Genomic DNA, 16,387 nt, shown 5'->3' with positions numbered 1-16,387 from the left:
ATTGACGAGCAAGAATTTGAAATTCCTATCCACGTTGGACAAGGATTATCTGAAGTATTACTTGGTCGTCAATGGTTACAAACTCGAAAATTAGTGGTAGATATGCCATCGCGAGTGTTGACTTTAGAATCAATCAATACTGGAAAATCATACACAAGTTTTGTGACTAGAGAAGTCCTTGTCTTGCGGACTTGGTTTGTATAGCCCTAGAATTCTATTCTGAGGGCAATGTTGTAATGCAACCATTAAATTCTACAAAAATCTTTAGTAGTATTTTTTTGTTTTAGATTATTACAGTAGATGTACTGCGTTTAAATTAGCATATTTTGTATAATTTATATAGAATATAAGAAAAAGTTTCTTAAAACCTCAAGTTTCGATTGTAATAGTTGACATAATGTATGACCAAGAATAATAAGTGTTAATTTCAAATAAAGCTAATACTCACTCGGTAATTTTGCCCTGACACACTCTTTCAATATTTGTATCATCGAATACACATAAAACTATTCCAATCGAAGAATATTAAAACTTATTTAGATATCAATCTTTTTATGCTACAGCTTTCACAATCCAAAATCCAAAATCCAAAATCCAAAATATCTTTACCTCGCAAACCTCATTTAATCACTTCCTTACCCGGCTCAAAAGCTAAAGCTATTGTAGAACGCGATCGCGCTGTGACTTCCCCTTCTTATACCCGCGATTACCCCTTAGTCGTAGCTCGTGGTGAAGGTTGCATGGTAGAAGATGTGGATGGGAACGTATTTCTAGATATGACGGCTGGTATTGCTGTCACCGCAACGGGACACTCCCATCCAGAAGTTGTCCGGGCTATTCAAGAACAAGCAGCAAACTTGCTCCATATGTCAGGGACTGATTTTTACTACGAACCTATGGTGGAACTCGCAGAAAAATTAGCTTCCCGTGCGCCCTTTCCACCTATTGTTGAAGAGGGAACTAGAAAAACTTTTCCGGCTAAAGTGTTTTTCACAAATTCAGGCGCAGAATCAAATGAAGGAGCGATTAAACTCGCTCGATACTATACGGGACGTTCTTTAATTATTGCCTTTCTAGGAGCATTTCATGGACGCACTTATGGGGCAATGTCTCTCACTGGTTCTAAAACTGTACAAAGGGCAAATTTCGGTCCTCTCGTTCCAGGTGTAACTCACATTCCCTATGGCACTCACGCTAGTTTGGATTACTTGGAAAAACAATTATTCCCAACTATGCTTCCACCTAAAGAAGTGGCTGCAATTGTTGTTGAAGCCATCCAAGGAGAAGGCGGTTATATTGTTCCAGAAGATGGATTTTTACAACGAATTAGAGAAATATGCGATCGCTACGGTATCCTGATGGTTGTGGATGAAGTCCAAGCAGGTATGGGACGTACTGGTCGTTTATTTGCCATCGAGCATTGGAACGTCATGCCAGATATCATCACTACGGCTAAAGGTATCGCTAGCGGTCTTCCTTTAGGGGCTATTCTCTCCCGCCCTGAAATTATGACTTGGCAACCCGGTTCTCACGCAACGACCTTTGGAGGAAATCCAGTTGCTTGTGCAGCAGCTATTGTCACCCTCGAACTGTTAGAAAACGGTTTGATGGCAAATGCAACTGCTATGGGAGAACTCTTACAAGCAGGTTTGTATCGTTTGTCGCAACAATTTCCGCAGATCTCTCCACCACGAGGTAAAGGTTTGATGGTGGCTGTGGATTTGTTAGATCGTGAAAGGAATTATGATTCGTCGTTGCGCGATCGTATTGTTCAAGCAGCTTTCTTAAAAGGATTATTATTACTTGGTTGTGGTAAAGCAGCGATTCGCTTCTGCCCACCTTTAACGATTGATAAGAATCAGATTGAAATTGCTCTTGATATTATCGCTGAAGTATTGGCAGAAATTTAGTATTAGTGACATTTATTACACTAATTTCTTGTGGTACGGGCTTATTACACTAATTTCTTGTGGTACGGGCGTCCCCGCCCGTCTTTTTCTCAAGTACGGGCGGGGACGCCCGTACCACACATACCACAAGATTGAGTTCATTAATCCAACAACTGCTGTAACTAAACCTTCTGCCTTCAACTTTCTACCTTTACATAAGGTTATTATGAGTTGAAGATTCAATTCTAAATTTTATGAAACCTGAAATTGCCCATCATCTTTGGGACTTACTTTGGAAAGACTATAGCAGCAGGGTTCCTTATGCCCGTATCTACGCGCAAACGATCGAGAAAGCGGGTGGAACTGTTGCCAATGACCACATTGCGTTTAGATCTTTACGCATGAGTGTAGATAGTCCGCAGCGGAGAGTAAACTTAGGAATTGATTATTTAGAACAAATCGTCCAACTTTTAGGTTATGAAGCAGCAGGAGAATACTCGTTTCCTGAAACCCATCTTTACGCCCGTCACTACCTCCATCCTCAACAAGAAGAATTCGATTTACCCAAACTGTTTATTAGTGAATTAATTGTGGATGAGTTACCGGATGATATCTTGCAACTCATTCATCAAACAGTGACCAGTGTAAATTTACTTATTCCCTCTGCGATTTTTAACACATTTAATACTAATACGGCTCGTCTTGTCAAAGAACTTTCAAGGATTTTTTCTACTCCTTGGCAACCTCCAAAACGATCTGTAGTAGAACACGTTAATGAAGTGACACAATATGGTGCGTGGGTATTGCTACATGGTTATGCAGTCAACCATTTTACGGGATACGTTAATCGCCAAAATACTTCAGCTTATCCGGATATTGAAACGACTGCCCGTGCTTTGGCTAACTTAGGCGTACCCATGAAGGAGCAAATTGAAGGTGATGTTACATACGGATTGCGACAAACAGCAACTCAAGCAGTGACTGAAATCGTATCAGTTCTTGACGATTCAACAGACGCGGAAATTCAAATTCCTTGGACTTACGCCTATTACGAACTCGCTCAGCGTTACGTCGTAGAAGTGGAACCCGGTAAGCTAGAACTTTTTGATGGTTTTCTAGGAAAGAATGCTCAGCAGTTATTTGAAATGACGCGATTAGTTAATGGTTAGTTGTGAGTTGTTAGTAGCCATGAAGTCCTTTCGGACACTACAATACAGGACAATTTCTTACCTCCTACTCCCCACGAACTACCAACCACTAACAATTAACTAGAATTACAATTTGACATATCGCGAAACTTCGATATAATAAGTATAGGTATGGATACTAAAGATATATTCAAAGTGCTTTCAAATGAAACTCGGCTTCAAATCCTGCATTGGTTGAAAGAGCCAGAGGAGTACTTCCCAAACCAAGATGTAGATCCTTACACTATAGGAGTCTGTGTTAGTTGCATTCAAAAGAAAACAGGTTTGGCTCAGTCCACTGTGTCCCATTATCTATCTATGTTAGAAGCTACAGGTCTGATAGTAGCAACCCGTCAGGGACAATGTACTTACTATCGAAGGAATGAAGAGGCGTTTTCTCAGTTCGCATCTCTTGTAGCGAAGGAATTGTAAAATTTTACAACTTTCGCTCGGAAACTGTATTTATCCCCTTGTCTAATATATCTTCTATCTGTTTATATCGAATTAGTTCGATATTTGCATATTGATAAATTTTTTTATCCTATCGCAAACCCACACGGGTTTGGTACAGCAATTAACTTACAGTATATTTGAGGAATAACTATGCTATTCAGCTATTTTGCCTTACTCATCATCGGTATAAGTAGTATTTGGTTCGGACTCAGAATAACTGAAGAGGTTTACCGCATTGCAGTTGTGTTTGCTGGCATCATACTGTCATTGATGGGATTCATTTTGGTTCCATCAGTTGTACAAATAGGAGTCTTATTGCTTTTATTAGGATTGCACCAATTATATACTCCACAAAAGATCTTAGGCAAAGTCGTTACGACTACTGAAAAAGCACGTACACAGCCAACGCGGTTATAATTTAAAGCAGTCGATAAGCTGGGTACAGCTTGCGCTTCGCGAACGCAGGAAAACCCCACAACCAAACATGAAAAAGGGATATTTCCAACTCCCTTTTTCATGCTCAATACCCGTTGACAACAGTTCACAACGAGGGCAGAAAAATAATTTTTCCCAATGCCCAATGACGCCAGGTGCTTCAACTGGTGGTAACCACAAGCTAGCACTGGCTCCCCAATGCCCTATGCCCTATTATCATCAGAATGGCACTTACTCAAAACTACAAGTTAAACCTGATCCAATGGTACCCAGGTCACATTGCTAAGGCGGAAAAAGCATTAAAAGAACATCTCAAACTTGTAGATGTGGTTCTTGAAGTACGCGACGCCCGTATTCCTTTGGTAACCCACCATCCTCAAATCAATGAATGGATAGGAAGCAAACCACGAGTGTTGGTAATGAATCGAGTAGATATGCTTTTGCCTCAAGCAAGACAAACATGGATAGAATGGTTCCAGCAACAGGGAGAAGTTCCTTACTTTACCAATGCCCAGCAAGGTAAAGGAGTTGCTGCAGTGTCAAAAGCAGTGCAAGTAGCTGGAGTAGCAATTAACGAACGTCGGAAAAATCGTGGAATGTTACCCCGTCCAGTACGTGCTGTAGTCATTGGTTTTCCCAATGTAGGCAAATCAGCATTAATTAACCGTTTGTTAGGACGGCGAGTTGTGGAAAGTGCTGCACGTCCTGGTGTAACTCGCCAATTGCGATGGGTAAGAATTTCCGATCAAATAGAATTGTTAGATGCACCGGGTGTGATTCCTAGTAGATTGGAAAATCAGGAAAATGGAGTCAAATTAGCCATTTGTGATGATATTGGCGATGCCTCTTACGATACTCAAATGGTATCGGCTGCACTAGTGGATTTACTCAAAGAATTGGAAGCGACAGCACCTCATTTATTACCAAAACAACCCTTACTTGCCCGTTATACGCTTGACCCAACGCCTTTTACTGGAGAAGCTTATTTACAAGCTTTAGCAGAACATAAATACAAAGGTGATGTAGAACGAACCTCAAGACAATTATTAACAGATTTTCGCAAAGGGTTACTTGGTGAAATTCTTTTAGAGTTGCCACCAGGTTACGAAATATAAACAAATCCCCTTTCGCGATCGCATCAGGAATTTCCCAAAAATCAATTCTTCATCATTGTGGGATGGGCGTCCTCGCCCGTCCTATGTTGAAATTCTTCATCATTGTGGGATGGGCGTCCTCGCCCGTCCTATGTTGAAATTCTTCATCTTGTGGGATGGGCGTCCTCGCCCGTCCTATGTTAATAGCGGGCGAGGACGCCCGCACCACGAAATTTTGATTTGGGAGGTTTTTTTTACTTGGAACTCCCTAATTCTAACGCGCAGCAAGAACCTCACTTCATTCCCAAGTTCTACCTGGGAACTAAAGACAAGGGACTCCACTTTTGAGAATTATTCTTGGAATAATGCTCATAGCGAGCAGTTTTAAAATGTTCTCTGGCTCCAAAATAGATCGTGCTATTGAAAAAGTTCCATACTTTCTCAATTAGTAGTTATACTAAGTCCCCATCCCCTCACGTTGAAGGTGTTATTTCAAGTCTAATTTGTACCGAAATTTTTCGCTCCCAATAAGTACACTCAAGGAAGTTATTGTCGTTGCAATTAATTTTGTAAAGTCAATGACTCGTAATGCATTTCATACATTATGTTACGAAACAAACAACTAGAACTTCAAATGCAATTTTTAAAAAAAGCTACCGATGATATCAGTACTTTAGAAATTATTTTACTTGAAATCGAACTCAATCATCAGATCGCTTTACCAAAAATTAATGATGGACTGAGAGCAGTTCATTCCATAAAAGGCAGTGCTAATCTTATGGGATTTCGAGTACTCAGTCATTTAGCCCATTGTTTGGAAGATTATTTAATTTTTCTCAAAGAGCGCAAGAATTATTTAGAAATCGAGCCCGATCTCCTGAATTTGTTACTCTCTGGATTTGATTGGCTTTGTCAAATTGTCAAATTATATTCAGAAGATCGTGCTGTAGACGAACAGTGGTTAACAACTTTTTGCTACCCAGTTTTTCAAGAGATTCAAGAACATTTAAACAACCAGAACGGCTCAAATCATACTGCAATCTTATCGGCAGTGGTTAACAGTGACTAAAATTAACTGGTCACTGGTCACTGGTCACTGGTCACTGTTTTATACAGATTCACTACAGAACCAATAACAACAATAGCAGGGGAAGCAAAATGACTAGCTTCTACTTGCTCCACAATTGTCCCCAATACACCAATTAACTCTTCTTGTTCTGGTCTAGTTCCCCAACGTACCAAGGCGATAGGTGTTTCCAAACTTAATCCGGCTTCCCTCAACTGTTCCACAATATAAGGTAGATTGTGAATGCCCATATAAATTACAATGGTTTCCGAACCGCGAGCGATCGCATCCCAATTAACCGCAGGACGATACTTACCAGCAGACTCATGCCCGGTAACAAAAGTTACTGATGAACTATACAATCGATGCGTTAAAGGAATGCCAGCGTAAGCAGGAGCCGCAATACCGGATGTAATACCAGGTACAACCTCAACTGATACACCAGCTTGAAGCAATTCCTCCATCTCCTCGCCACCGCGACCAAATATAAAAGGATCGCCGCCTTTCAATCGCACGACAATAGCATTATCCCGTGCTTTATCAATCAACAACTGTGTCGTTTCCTCCTGTAACAGAGAATGACGTCCCCGCCGCTTCCCCGCATCAATCTTCTCCGCTTGAGGATTAATCATTGCCAAAATTGCCGGACTAATCAAAGCATCATAAACAACCACATCCGCGCACTCCAGCAAACCCTTTCCCTTGAGAGTCATCAACCCAGGATCTCCCGGTCCCCCACCTACCAAATAAACTTTTCTCAAACTCCTCTTCCCCTCTTTTACACTCTTCGCGTCTTCGCGGTTCATTGTTTTACCAAATCCCAAATCAAATCAGCTAACTCCGGACTTGCTCCCAAAGGATCGGCTAATTGAAAACTAACCTCTGGAAACAGTAATTTTAGCTTTTCTTGCGCTCCTGCGATCGCATCAGTTATTCCACCTGGGAATAGGAAATATGGCAAAATTGCAATGCGATGATAACCAGAAGTTACCAACTCCTGCACACGCGATTCCAAACTTGGTGGGTGCATCCAATAAGCCGTCACTGCACCCAAAGAGGTAGCCATTGCCTCCAATAGTAACTCAGAACCAGGACGACGGCTTCCATGTGCCAAAAGAATTTTCCCATCCAAATCCATAGAAGCCAACTGCTTAACCCATACCAATTCCAATCCTGGATGGCTTCCCAAATATGGTTGTAAATATATCTTTATTTCCTGACCTAAAGACAGTTGTGCCAAAGCCACTTCAGCCGGAATATCCTCCATCACGTGAACTCCAGGAAGAAGAAACAACGGCACTATTTTTAAACTACAATATCCCAAACTCAGAGCATTCTTACTAAATTTTCTTATTTGTTCGTGTAAGGGTTCGGGGTTCAGGTCTAGATACGCTGTCCCCACGAAAGATTCATCCAGCGTAATTGCGGTATCACCACTAACAAGACTAGGCGAATATTTTTGTATTTTATGACGTAACAGACCCGCTAAGCGATCCATAGCGATTTCTGGACGCGGATCGCGACTTCCATGAGACACTAGCAGATATGCTGTTGGCATGGGTTAAATAATAGATAGTAGTTAGTAGATAGTAGTTAGTAGTTAGGGGTTGAGCTACTAACTACTAACTACTAACCACTAACCAATAGCATATTACTTAGCTTGAGGATCGGCAATATAGCGGAAAGTTGGTTCTGAATTCCAAGGACCGCGTTCGTCCTTGCCATTACTAGATAAATTGTAGTAAATATCCACAGTGCTATCTGGTTGGATATTACCAAAGAACGGGTCTGTTAACTTACCCAAAGAATCTAACGCCTTCATAAACATCTGGGTATGAGAAATTTCCCGCGTGAGAAGATGAACGAGCGCCTGTTTTGTACCTTCTTCAGGAGCTAATTTAATTAACGCTTCATAGGTTTGACGCGCACCCGCTTCTGCAGCAAGGTTAGCCCGTAAATCGCGGACGACATCACCGCCTTCATTTACATAAGCTGCTGTCCACGCTTGTCCTTGACTGTCTAACAAATGCGGACCTACACCCCGAACAGCAAACAACGTGCTTTTGTAAGCTTCAGTTTGATCGACATTTTTGGTATGAGCTTCGATCAGTTTGCCAACCATTTCCAAATGGCTAAACTCTTCAAGTGCAATATCCTGCAACATATCGCGAATTCCAGCATTCTCACAATGTAAAGATTGCGTCCAATATTGCAAAGCAGCTGTTAATTCTCCAGTAGCACCACCAAATTGTTCTAGAAGCAGTTGAGCAAAACGTGGGTTTGCTTCGCTAACGTTAACGGGTTGAATCGTTTCTTTCTTATGTAAGAACACAATGCACGCTCCTTATTTTTCTATTGCTTCGTCACCTTGTCTTAAGGAGATACTTCTCTCAATGTGTTTATCGCCTCAAGCAAGAATTTATTTGCACCTAATAGAAATCCTAAAGAGACTTATCAATTTCAACCTGTTTCTGGAGAAAGACTTGTGCTTGAAGACAGTTCTCTCTTTGGTCACTAGTTATTTGTCACTGGTCACTGGTCGCTGGTGAGTCCAGCGCTGCAGGCGGGTCTCCCGCCGTAGGCGACTGGCGAACCCGTAAGGGTCACTGGTCACTGGTGAGTCCAGCGCTGCAGGCGGGTCTCCCGCCGTAGGCGACTGGCGAACCCGTAAGGGTCACTGAACATTACTGCTTCTCCATGCTGTAAGTATAAAATTTATCAAATGCTCCTACCGTTTCAAATTTGTAAGAAGGTATCCAATTGTTGAGTGTTAAGTCAGTGCGGTAAATGCTAAAAATCAGAAAATCTTGCCTTTCGGTTCTTACTGCAATAATTTCCCGTATTTGTGGATTGGCTGCTTCTATCAGTTCGGTGCAATTAAACTTAATGATATTCTCGAAGATATTCCGAGTTTTCTTACATACATTATCTTTCACGTATTCCGATAACTGTTCCACTGCATATTCTTCATACTGCTCCTGCTTGGGGTTTGTCCTTGCCATTGCTAACCCTATAGTTGCTAGCCCTAGGACTCCTACACATACAATAATGGATAAGACTCTCATTTTTTTAATTGCTAGTAGCTTTAGCGATCGGACTTTAGATTAGCGGAACCTGTTCCTTAAAAAAAGGACTAGATCGTTTAATGTAGTTATGCTATAATTAAAAATATGATGGCGAGCGTAGCCAAGTGGTTAAGGCAGAGGATTGTGGTTCCTCCACTCGTGGGTTCGAACCCCATCGTTCGCCCTTAAAGCAAATTGTAAAATCTATAAAGCAGGAATGGCAATGGATAAGATACTTCTCTGGGAAGACTAAAACTCAATATCCATTGCCAATGTATTGGAATGTAATGTAAAGATTTTTTAATCAGATTGATAATTTTCAAGCCCTCCTAGAAAATTCCTAGCAGAAAGATAAAAGTTAAACCGCATAAGGCAAGAAGAGAAACGATCGCTATGTTGCCTATGCTGCGATCGTGAACGGTAGGGTGTGAAGGTTGGCTCATACGAGTTCAAACCTCTTTCAAAACTACAATCGTAATTATAGATAACTAAATAAGAATTTTTCTTTGTAGAATAAGATACTTGATTTTTATTTATCTAAGTTTATTTTCGCAATAACTTAAGTCAATGAACTTTTGTTTCATTACGTCAAAAGACTGAAAAGTTCTGGCGAATGGAATTCGCAACTATACAAACGAAGTCCCTCTTGTGCGGACTTACGAAAAAAATTAACGTTGTGAAACCCACGGAGGTGGGTTTTGTTTGTGTAGCTGCGAATTCTATTTGCGCTCGGCAGCTCTTATGGTTAATGTAAATTAAATAACATTCAAGAACCTAAATTTTTTTATTAAAAAATAAAAACTATTACGTCTTAAGTTGGAGGAAAAAATACTTATTAATTAAGATAACCGTAAAAATGTAAACTAGTTGAGGGCTAAAGCTAGTTGTATATGACTAATTGTTAATTTTTGAGAAAGATTTGCAATGAAGTCAAAACTATTATCTATTAGTCACGAATCAAAACAAAGCTCAATTTTAAATATAAATAAGAATTGCCATGTCAGAATTACTTCAAGCCATCTTGGATAGTGAAGAGAAAAATGATTTGCGTTCTTTGATAAGCGAGTTACGCCAACAGGAAAAGAAATATCTGCTGCGAAACGATATCCTCAGTTTGTACGGTGAATATTGCTCAAAGTACGAAAAGTCAGAACGGTTTTACAAAGCTTCGCACTTGGGTAAGTTAATCTATTACACTCAGGAAATTATTCAAGAGGAATCTAGTCTCTGTTTTATCATCCGTCCTAAGATAGCTAGTCAAGAAGTTTATCGACTGACTGCAAGTTTAAATATTGAGCCAATGACGGTACAGGAACTGTTGGATGTGCGCGATCGCTTGGTCAACAAATACAATCCCAATGAAGGTGACTTACTAGAGTTGGATTTTGGTCCGTTTTATGACTACTCACCCATCATCCGCGATCCAAAAAATATTGGTAAAGGAGTACAGTTCCTCAACCGCTATCTATCTGGTAAGTTATTTGCAGATGCCAAGCAAGGTCTAGAATCCTTGTTTAATTTTTTGCGCCTCCACCAGTATAATGGGGTGCAACTACTGATTAACGAACGCATCAAATCGCAACAGCAACTTTCAGACCAAGTTAAGAAAGCGTTGGCTTTTGTAAGCGATCGCCCCAACGAACAACCATACGAAGAATTCCGGTTTGACTTGCAGATAATGGGCTTTGAACCGGGCTGGGGGAATACCGCCATGCGAGTTAGGGAAACGTTGGGTATTCTGGATGAACTCATGGATTCTCCCGACCCCCTAACTTTAGAAGCCTTCATTTCTCGCATTCCAATGATTTTTAGAATTGTGCTCGTGTCCGCCCATGGTTGGTTCGGACAAGAGGGAGTTTTGGGGCGTCCTGACACTGGCGGTCAAGTGGTTTATGTTCTGGATCAGGCGAAGAATTTAGAGAAGCAATTGCAAGAAGATTCCATGTTGGCTGGTTTGGGTGGATTGAATGTTAAACCCAAGGCGATCGTTCTTACTCGCTTAATTCCCAACAGTGATGGTACCTTGTGCAACCAACGATTAGAAAAAGTTTACGACACAGAAAATGCTTGGATCTTGCGAGTTCCTTTGCGGGAATTTAATCCCAATATGACTCAGAACTGGATTTCACGGTTTGAGTTTTGGCCTTATCTGGAAACATTTTCCATTGATGCAGAAAAAGAATTGAGGGCAGAGTTTCAAGGCAGACCAGATTTGATTGTTGGTAATTATACGGATGGTAATTTGATTGCATTTTTACTGTCGCGTCGCTTGGGAGTGACTCAATGTAACATCGCTCATGCTTTAGAAAAATCAAAATATTTGTTTAGTAATTTGTACTGGCAAGACTTAGAGGATAAGTATCATTTTTCACTACAATTTACTGCAGATCTGTTGGCAATGAATGCTGCTAATTTTATTATTAGTAGCACTTACCAAGAGATTGTAGGGACTCCAGATAGCGTAGGACAGTACGAATCTCTCAAGTGCTTTACGATGCCAGAACTGTATCACGTTGTCAATGGGATCGAACTGTTTAGCCCCAAATTTAACGTTGTACCTCCTGGAGTTAACGAAATTTGCTATTTCCCCTACACGCAGACTGAAGATCGAATTGAGAGCGATCGCGCCAGATTAGAAGAAATGCTGTTTACACTGGAAGATCCGGCGGAAATATTTGGAACTTTAGACGACCCCAACAAGCGCCCGCTTTTCTCAATGGCGCGTCTCGACCGGATTAAGAATTTGACTGGTTTAGCTCAATGCTTTGGTCAAAACCAAGAATTGCAAAAACATTGCAATCTCATATTAATTGCAGGTAAATTGCGAGTTGAAGAATCAGGCGACAATGAAGAACGCGATGAGATCGTCAAACTTTACCGTATTATAGAAGAGTACAATCTTCAAGGTAAAATTCGCTGGTTGGGAGTGCGCTTGACCAAAAATGATTCGGGGGAAGTGTACCGAGTGATTGGCGATCGCCAGGGAATATTTGTACAACCAGCTTTATTTGAAGCTTTTGGTTTGACCATTTTAGAATCAATGATTTCAGGATTACCAACTTTTGCTACTCAATTTGGCGGACCTTTAGAAATTATTCAAGATCGGGTGAATGGCTTTTACATCAACCCAACCAATTTAGAAGAAACAGGTGATAAGATTTTGGAATTTATTAAGCGTTGCGAAGAAAATCCCAATTACTGGAATCAAATTTCCCAAAAAGGAATTGAAAGAGTTTACAGCACTTACACGTGGAAAATCCATACCTCTAAGCTCTTATCCTTAGCCAGAATCTATGGTTTTTGGAACTTCATTTCCAAAGAAAATCGAGAGGATTTGTTACGTTACATAGAGGCTTTATTCTATCTAATTTACAAACCGAGAGCGCAACAGCTACTAGAGCAACATAAGTACCGATAGAAATTATGAATTATGAATTGTGAATTATGAAAAATTTTATAATTCATAATTCATAATTCATAATTCATAATTCATTGTGTTAATGCTAACCAAGTTTTTGTCCCAACAATGCCATCTACCGATATGCTGCGCTGATTTTGAAAAGATTTAACAGCCGCTTCTGTTAGCGCACCGAAAACTCCATCAATTTGAACAGCGTAGCCATTGTAAGATAACAGTCGTTGTAAAGCTCTAACAGCAATACCTTCATTGCCAAAACTTAAAGTTGGCAAGGCTTGATTAGTATAATCGTAAGATATGGCAGTTACTACTTGGTAACCACTTCGTCTACTAGTGAATCGTCGCCTGTAACGACGAGAATTAACCGTAGGGGTATTTTCTGACGCTACAAACAACTCAGCAGAAGAAGGCGTCTGAGCTTGATTCACTATATTGTTATTTTCTGTAGTTTGTTCTAATGGGGAGACATTGACTGTCTCATCATATTGCATGAATTCAGGTGGTGTAACTCGAGCAGGTGAAACTATCGGAGATAGCTGCTGGTCTTGATTTGACTCTTCCACGCTGCTCTCTAACTGAAGAAATAGCTCATTTGCTAAACTCAGCAAAGAAAATTGTCCTGTTTGCAATACGCCCGTCATCAGCAGGGCAATATCTGTCATTGTGTCACTTTTTACGCTAGGCCCATGCTCTATTTGACATCTACTACAGCTGTTGTTCCGGATTAAACAGTAATTACAAAATAAAAACTGTAATAATTTTTTCCAAAGATTCCGTAAAATGGGTCTTTGCCGTTCTTTATAAGTATAAATACAGAAGATGGGTAAGGAGTCATTATGTCTTAAACTCCTTACCCAAATAGTTAATAGATGTCGTATATTATTAACCAGTTAATTCAGCCCAAGTTCTAGGACCAACCACACCATCGGGGTTGAGACCTCTTCCACTTTGAAAAGCCATCACAGCAGATTCTGTGAGAGCACCAAAATTCCCATCAATTCTTACAAAATAGCCGTTGGAAACTAAAAGTCGTTGTAAAACTCTAACAGAATGACCGGAGGAGCCAAACCTTAGAGTTGGTAAACCAGACGCTCGTGCTGACATAAATTGTGCTTCGGATTGTTCCTCAAATTGTTTTTCTTCCAGTTCTGGCTCAATTTCTCCTTACGGTTGTTCTTGAGGTTGTACTGGATCTGTGGATTCTTCCATACTAATTTATTTATAAATTAATTTTTAGTTTTTAATTTTAAATAACTTTCAAAAAATGTAAAATGTTAATGGCTAACGGTTAGTGGCTAGGTTCGAGATAATTAGAGCAAAGTTTTAGCGCCAGTTTTACCCCACCCTAACCCTCCCCGATGGATTGGGGAGGGAACTGGAAATTCAATTTCCCATTTTCCAAAAGGGGACTCAGGAATCAGAAATTCAATTTCCCATTTTCCAAAAGGGGATTCAGGAATCAGAAATTCAATTCCCCATTTTCCAAGAGGGGACTCAGGAATTCAGAAATTCAATTCCCCATTTTCCAAGAGGGGACTCAGGAATCAGAAATTCAATTCCCCATTTTCCAAGAGGGGACTCAGGAATCAGAAATTCAATTTCCCCCCTTTCCAAGGGGGGACTAAGGGGGGTAATTTCGACTTGTTTGTATTGCTTTCCACTCCACAAGAAAGTTTGGGAGTTTCTTTTATTTATGAGTTCTTATGGAGCTTGTTGCTGACAAAAATGATTTGCCCAGTTTGCCAATGCTAACCAAGTATTGGGACCAACAATTCCATCATCTTTTAAGTTCTGGTCGCGTTGGAACTGTTTTACAGCACCTTCTGTAGCTGGACCAAATTTTGAGTCAAAACTACTACTGCCTAGATATCCAAAAGTAATCAATTGTTGTTGTAACAATCTTACAGCGTCACCATTAGTGTCCCTTTTGAGTTGGGGCAATTTTTGCTCAGCCATGATTTACTGTCCTAAATTTTTTAAATGATGTTGATTTGGCTCTTCTTCGTTGTTAACTGGTAACTGGTCACTGGTAACTGGTCACTGGTTACTGCTCACTGAATTAGGGGATACACTTCAATACACCAAAATCGCCTAAAGCCCGCCAAGTTGCAGGACCAACTTTTCCGTCAGCAACCAAGTTTATATTTTTGGTATTTACTGCTGTGTATTCTTTTTGGAATTGGGCAACAGCTGAGGAAGTGTTACTACCAAAATTTCCGTCTACTTTCAGTACTGGTATAACGTTTCCATTCCCAATCTTGCTTCTGTAAGCATTCAACAGTTGTTGTACATATTTTACGGCGTCGCCAGTATCACCTTGCACTACTGGTGGCAGACCAATAGAAGCAGCTGCTTGTGTCATATTCACCCTCCGTAAATGATTTAAAGTGTAAAATTTCTCTTCTATCAAACTAAGGTAGTATTACACCCTTCACTCTGACATTACCCATTTAGGGTGATATTCCCTCAAGGAGAAGCAAATTTACCCCATTAATTTGCTCTAGAGTGCTAGATTTATTTGTCACTACCAACCAGATATAGTTGTAGCGAAAAGAATGCTGATTTGGTGGCTTTTTTAACGTTATCTTTAGATCTACGTAACAGGAAGGTAGTAAAACGCGAATCCCAGTACTGTATATGCAGCTAATAACAAGATGCCTTCAAGCCAGTTTGACTTTCCATCAGAACTAATGCTGTTCGCAATTAAGACTGATACACTCACAGCCACTAGTTCAAAGGGATTAAAATTTAAATCCATGGGTTGACCGAACACCCAACCTGCTAAAACTAAAACAGGAGCCACAAACAAGGCAATCTGCATACTCGATCCCACTGCTACCGACAGCGAAAGATCCATTTTGTCTTTCATAGCGACTGTGACGGCAGTTGCGTGTTCTGCGGCGTTACCAACAATAGGTACGAGAATAACCCCTGTAAATAGTGCGGTTAGTCCTAACTGGGCTGTAGCTACTTCTAATGATGCGACTAGCATTTCTGATTCTAATGCGACTAGAATAGTACAGACTAGCAACACACTTGCCCACAACCAAATGTTAGGTTTGCTATGATGCTCTTCTTCCACTGTTTCTACAACCCCCACTTCATAAAGATAAGCGTGGGTTTTCATAGAAAACAGCAATGTTAAAGCATAAACAATTATTAAAACAATGGCAACAGCTAGGGAAAGATGTTGCAATGCTTGGGCGCTGACTGCTTGAGAACCGAATCTCATAGCTGTTGGTAGCAAAATAGCAATGACTGCCAAATTCATGGAAGATGCATTCACCCGTGCTACTACTGACTGAAATTTCTGTTCCTTGTGACGCAGTCCGCCTAAAAACATTGCTAGACCCATGACTAGCAGTAAGTTTCCAATAATCGATCCCGTAATACTCGCTTTGACGACATCCACTAATCCAGCTTTTAAAGCAATGAGAGCAATAATTAGTTCTGTTGCATTACCAAAAGTGGCATTTAACAATCCTCCTAGGGTTGGACCGACTACGACAGCAATTTCTTCTGTAGCTGTTCCCATCCAAGCAGCTAGGGGCAAAATAGCTAAACAGGCAGTTCCAAAAACAGTGAGTTCTCCCCACTCCAAATAATGTGCTGCAAAGGAAACCGGAATAAACAAAGACAAAACCAAAAAAATGGTGTTTTTACCTGACATGTGTATTTTGGGCTGAAAGAGTTAACAGAAACGGAGTTAAGGGTTAAAAGTGAAGATCGCACTTGTATATATATGTGCTATAGCACGTCTCTACTGTCCTCAACTTCTTA

The 16,387-nt window shown here is 40.5% G+C and carries 16 protein-coding genes and 1 tRNA gene; 8 read left to right on the top strand and 9 right to left on the bottom strand.

Translation table 11 applies throughout. The features are described 5' to 3' along the window. The first annotated feature begins 554 nt into the window (after window positions 1-554). The 6 genes from ACKTT2_RS49995 to ACKTT2_RS49970 all read left to right on the top strand — a co-directional run bounded on the left by ACKTT2_RS49995 (window position 555) and on the right by ACKTT2_RS49970 (window position 6,127). Window positions 555-1,910 (top strand): acetyl ornithine aminotransferase family protein, encoded by a 1,356-nt coding sequence (locus ACKTT2_RS49995; protein ID WP_407900579.1) that lies wholly within the window; start codon window positions 555-557, stop codon window positions 1,908-1,910. Window positions 1,911-2,143: 233 nt separating this feature from the next. Further along, entirely contained in the window at window positions 2,144-3,058 is a 915-nt protein-coding gene (locus ACKTT2_RS49990) for a DUF1338 domain-containing protein (protein WP_407900578.1), read from the top strand. A 150-nt stretch (window positions 3,059-3,208) separates the two neighbouring features. Next, window positions 3,209-3,508 (top strand): ArsR/SmtB family transcription factor, encoded by a 300-nt coding sequence (locus ACKTT2_RS49985; protein WP_407900577.1) that lies wholly within the window; start codon window positions 3,209-3,211, stop codon window positions 3,506-3,508. Window positions 3,509-3,679: 171 nt separating this feature from the next. Then, window positions 3,680-3,946: a hypothetical protein gene (locus ACKTT2_RS49980; protein ID WP_407900576.1), complete on the top strand. Its 267-nt coding sequence runs from the start codon at window positions 3,680-3,682 to the stop codon at window positions 3,944-3,946. Between the two features lie 242 nt (window positions 3,947-4,188). Continuing rightward, window positions 4,189-5,079 carry a ribosome biogenesis GTPase YlqF gene (gene ylqF / locus ACKTT2_RS49975; protein ID WP_407900575.1) on the top strand — a complete coding sequence of 297 codons (891 nt, stop codon included), beginning with the start codon at window positions 4,189-4,191 and terminating at the stop codon, window positions 5,077-5,079. Between the two features lie 583 nt (window positions 5,080-5,662). Beyond that, on the top strand, window positions 5,663-6,127 hold the full coding sequence (locus ACKTT2_RS49970; RefSeq protein ID WP_407900574.1) for an Hpt domain-containing protein: 465 nt from the start codon (window positions 5,663-5,665) through the stop codon (window positions 6,125-6,127). 17 nt (window positions 6,128-6,144) lie between these two features. Here the strand turns inward: ACKTT2_RS49970 and cobA are convergent, their stop codons facing one another. The 4 genes from cobA to ACKTT2_RS49950 form a co-directional block, all read right to left on the bottom strand. After that, entirely contained in the window at window positions 6,145-6,930 is a 786-nt protein-coding gene (gene cobA / locus ACKTT2_RS49965) for a uroporphyrinogen-III C-methyltransferase (RefSeq protein WP_407900573.1), read from the bottom strand. After that, window positions 6,927-7,682, bottom strand: coding sequence for a sirohydrochlorin chelatase (locus ACKTT2_RS49960; protein ID WP_407900572.1), 756 nt, complete (start codon window positions 7,680-7,682; stop codon window positions 6,927-6,929). The genes cobA and ACKTT2_RS49960 overlap by 4 nt, the downstream gene beginning before the upstream one ends. Window positions 7,683-7,775: 93 nt before the next feature. After that, a complete protein-coding gene (locus ACKTT2_RS49955) occupies window positions 7,776-8,456 on the bottom strand; it encodes a manganese catalase family protein (RefSeq protein ID WP_407900571.1) in 681 nt (226 codons plus the stop codon). A 352-nt stretch (window positions 8,457-8,808) separates the two neighbouring features. Continuing rightward, window positions 8,809-9,189: a DUF4359 domain-containing protein gene (locus tag ACKTT2_RS49950; protein ID WP_407900570.1), complete on the bottom strand. Its 381-nt coding sequence runs from the start codon at window positions 9,187-9,189 to the stop codon at window positions 8,809-8,811. A gap of 111 nt (window positions 9,190-9,300) precedes the next feature. Between ACKTT2_RS49950 and ACKTT2_RS49945 the strand changes: the two genes are divergently transcribed. Both ACKTT2_RS49945 and ACKTT2_RS49940 read left to right on the top strand, forming a co-directional pair. Further along, window positions 9,301-9,373 (top strand) — tRNA-His (locus ACKTT2_RS49945). A gap of 813 nt (window positions 9,374-10,186) precedes the next feature. Continuing rightward, window positions 10,187-12,607, top strand: a complete 2,421-nt coding sequence (locus ACKTT2_RS49940; protein WP_407900569.1) for a sucrose synthase — start codon at window positions 10,187-10,189, stop codon at window positions 12,605-12,607. A gap of 71 nt (window positions 12,608-12,678) precedes the next feature. On the opposite strand, the gene ACKTT2_RS49935 is transcribed toward ACKTT2_RS49940, so the two are convergent. The 5 genes from ACKTT2_RS49935 to cax form a co-directional block, all read right to left on the bottom strand. After that, window positions 12,679-13,269, bottom strand: coding sequence for a peptidoglycan-binding domain-containing protein (locus ACKTT2_RS49935; protein ID WP_407900568.1), 591 nt, complete (start codon window positions 13,267-13,269; stop codon window positions 12,679-12,681). Window positions 13,270-13,489: 220 nt separating this feature from the next. Next, window positions 13,490-13,711: a peptidoglycan-binding domain-containing protein gene (locus tag ACKTT2_RS49930; RefSeq protein WP_407900567.1), complete on the bottom strand. Its 222-nt coding sequence runs from the start codon at window positions 13,709-13,711 to the stop codon at window positions 13,490-13,492. A 597-nt stretch (window positions 13,712-14,308) separates the two neighbouring features. Then, window positions 14,309-14,563 carry a peptidoglycan-binding domain-containing protein gene (locus ACKTT2_RS49925; protein WP_407900566.1) on the bottom strand — a complete coding sequence of 85 codons (255 nt, stop codon included), beginning with the start codon at window positions 14,561-14,563 and terminating at the stop codon, window positions 14,309-14,311. 103 nt (window positions 14,564-14,666) lie between these two features. Then, window positions 14,667-14,969, bottom strand: coding sequence for a peptidoglycan-binding domain-containing protein (locus ACKTT2_RS49920; RefSeq protein ID WP_407900565.1), 303 nt, complete (start codon window positions 14,967-14,969; stop codon window positions 14,667-14,669). Window positions 14,970-15,200: 231 nt separating this feature from the next. Continuing rightward, on the bottom strand, window positions 15,201-16,277 hold the full coding sequence (cax, locus tag ACKTT2_RS49915) for a calcium/proton exchanger (protein WP_407900564.1): 1,077 nt from the start codon (window positions 16,275-16,277) through the stop codon (window positions 15,201-15,203). Between the last annotated feature and the right edge of the window lie 110 nt (window positions 16,278-16,387).

Source organism: Scytonema hankhaensis NUACC26 (assembly GCF_045865695.1).
In the GTDB taxonomy this organism is placed as follows: Bacteria; Cyanobacteriota; Cyanobacteriia; order Cyanobacteriales; family Nostocaceae; genus Scytonema.
Note: the sequence above shows the minus strand (reverse complement) of the source record. Positions and strands in the feature narration are given on the sequence as shown.

Excerpts from the sequence above, each read along its gene's own strand:
- ACKTT2_RS49995 (WP_407900579.1), top strand. The coding sequence starts at position 555 with ATGCTACAGCTTTCACAATCCAAAATCCAAAATCCAAAATCCAAAATA.
- ACKTT2_RS49990 (WP_407900578.1), top strand. The coding sequence starts at position 2,144 with ATGAAACCTGAAATTGCCCATCATCTTTGGGACTTACTTTGGAAAGAC.
- ACKTT2_RS49985 (WP_407900577.1), top strand. The coding sequence starts at position 3,209 with ATGGATACTAAAGATATATTCAAAGTGCTTTCAAATGAAACTCGGCTT.
- ACKTT2_RS49980 (WP_407900576.1), top strand. The coding sequence starts at position 3,680 with ATGCTATTCAGCTATTTTGCCTTACTCATCATCGGTATAAGTAGTATT.
- ylqF (WP_407900575.1), top strand. The coding sequence starts at position 4,189 with ATGGCACTTACTCAAAACTACAAGTTAAACCTGATCCAATGGTACCCA.
- ACKTT2_RS49970 (WP_407900574.1), top strand. The coding sequence starts at position 5,663 with ATGTTACGAAACAAACAACTAGAACTTCAAATGCAATTTTTAAAAAAA.
- cobA (WP_407900573.1), bottom strand. The coding sequence starts at position 6,930 with ATGAACCGCGAAGACGCGAAGAGTGTAAAAGAGGGGAAGAGGAGTTTG.
- ACKTT2_RS49960 (WP_407900572.1), bottom strand. The coding sequence starts at position 7,682 with ATGCCAACAGCATATCTGCTAGTGTCTCATGGAAGTCGCGATCCGCGT.
- ACKTT2_RS49950 (WP_407900570.1), bottom strand. The coding sequence starts at position 9,189 with ATGAGAGTCTTATCCATTATTGTATGTGTAGGAGTCCTAGGGCTAGCA.
- ACKTT2_RS49940 (WP_407900569.1), top strand. The coding sequence starts at position 10,187 with ATGTCAGAATTACTTCAAGCCATCTTGGATAGTGAAGAGAAAAATGAT.
- ACKTT2_RS49935 (WP_407900568.1), bottom strand. The coding sequence starts at position 13,269 with ATGACAGATATTGCCCTGCTGATGACGGGCGTATTGCAAACAGGACAA.
- ACKTT2_RS49930 (WP_407900567.1), bottom strand. The coding sequence starts at position 13,711 with ATGTCAGCACGAGCGTCTGGTTTACCAACTCTAAGGTTTGGCTCCTCC.
- ACKTT2_RS49925 (WP_407900566.1), bottom strand. The coding sequence starts at position 14,563 with ATGGCTGAGCAAAAATTGCCCCAACTCAAAAGGGACACTAATGGTGAC.
- ACKTT2_RS49920 (WP_407900565.1), bottom strand. The coding sequence starts at position 14,969 with ATGACACAAGCAGCTGCTTCTATTGGTCTGCCACCAGTAGTGCAAGGT.
- cax (WP_407900564.1), bottom strand. The coding sequence starts at position 16,277 with ATGTCAGGTAAAAACACCATTTTTTTGGTTTTGTCTTTGTTTATTCCG.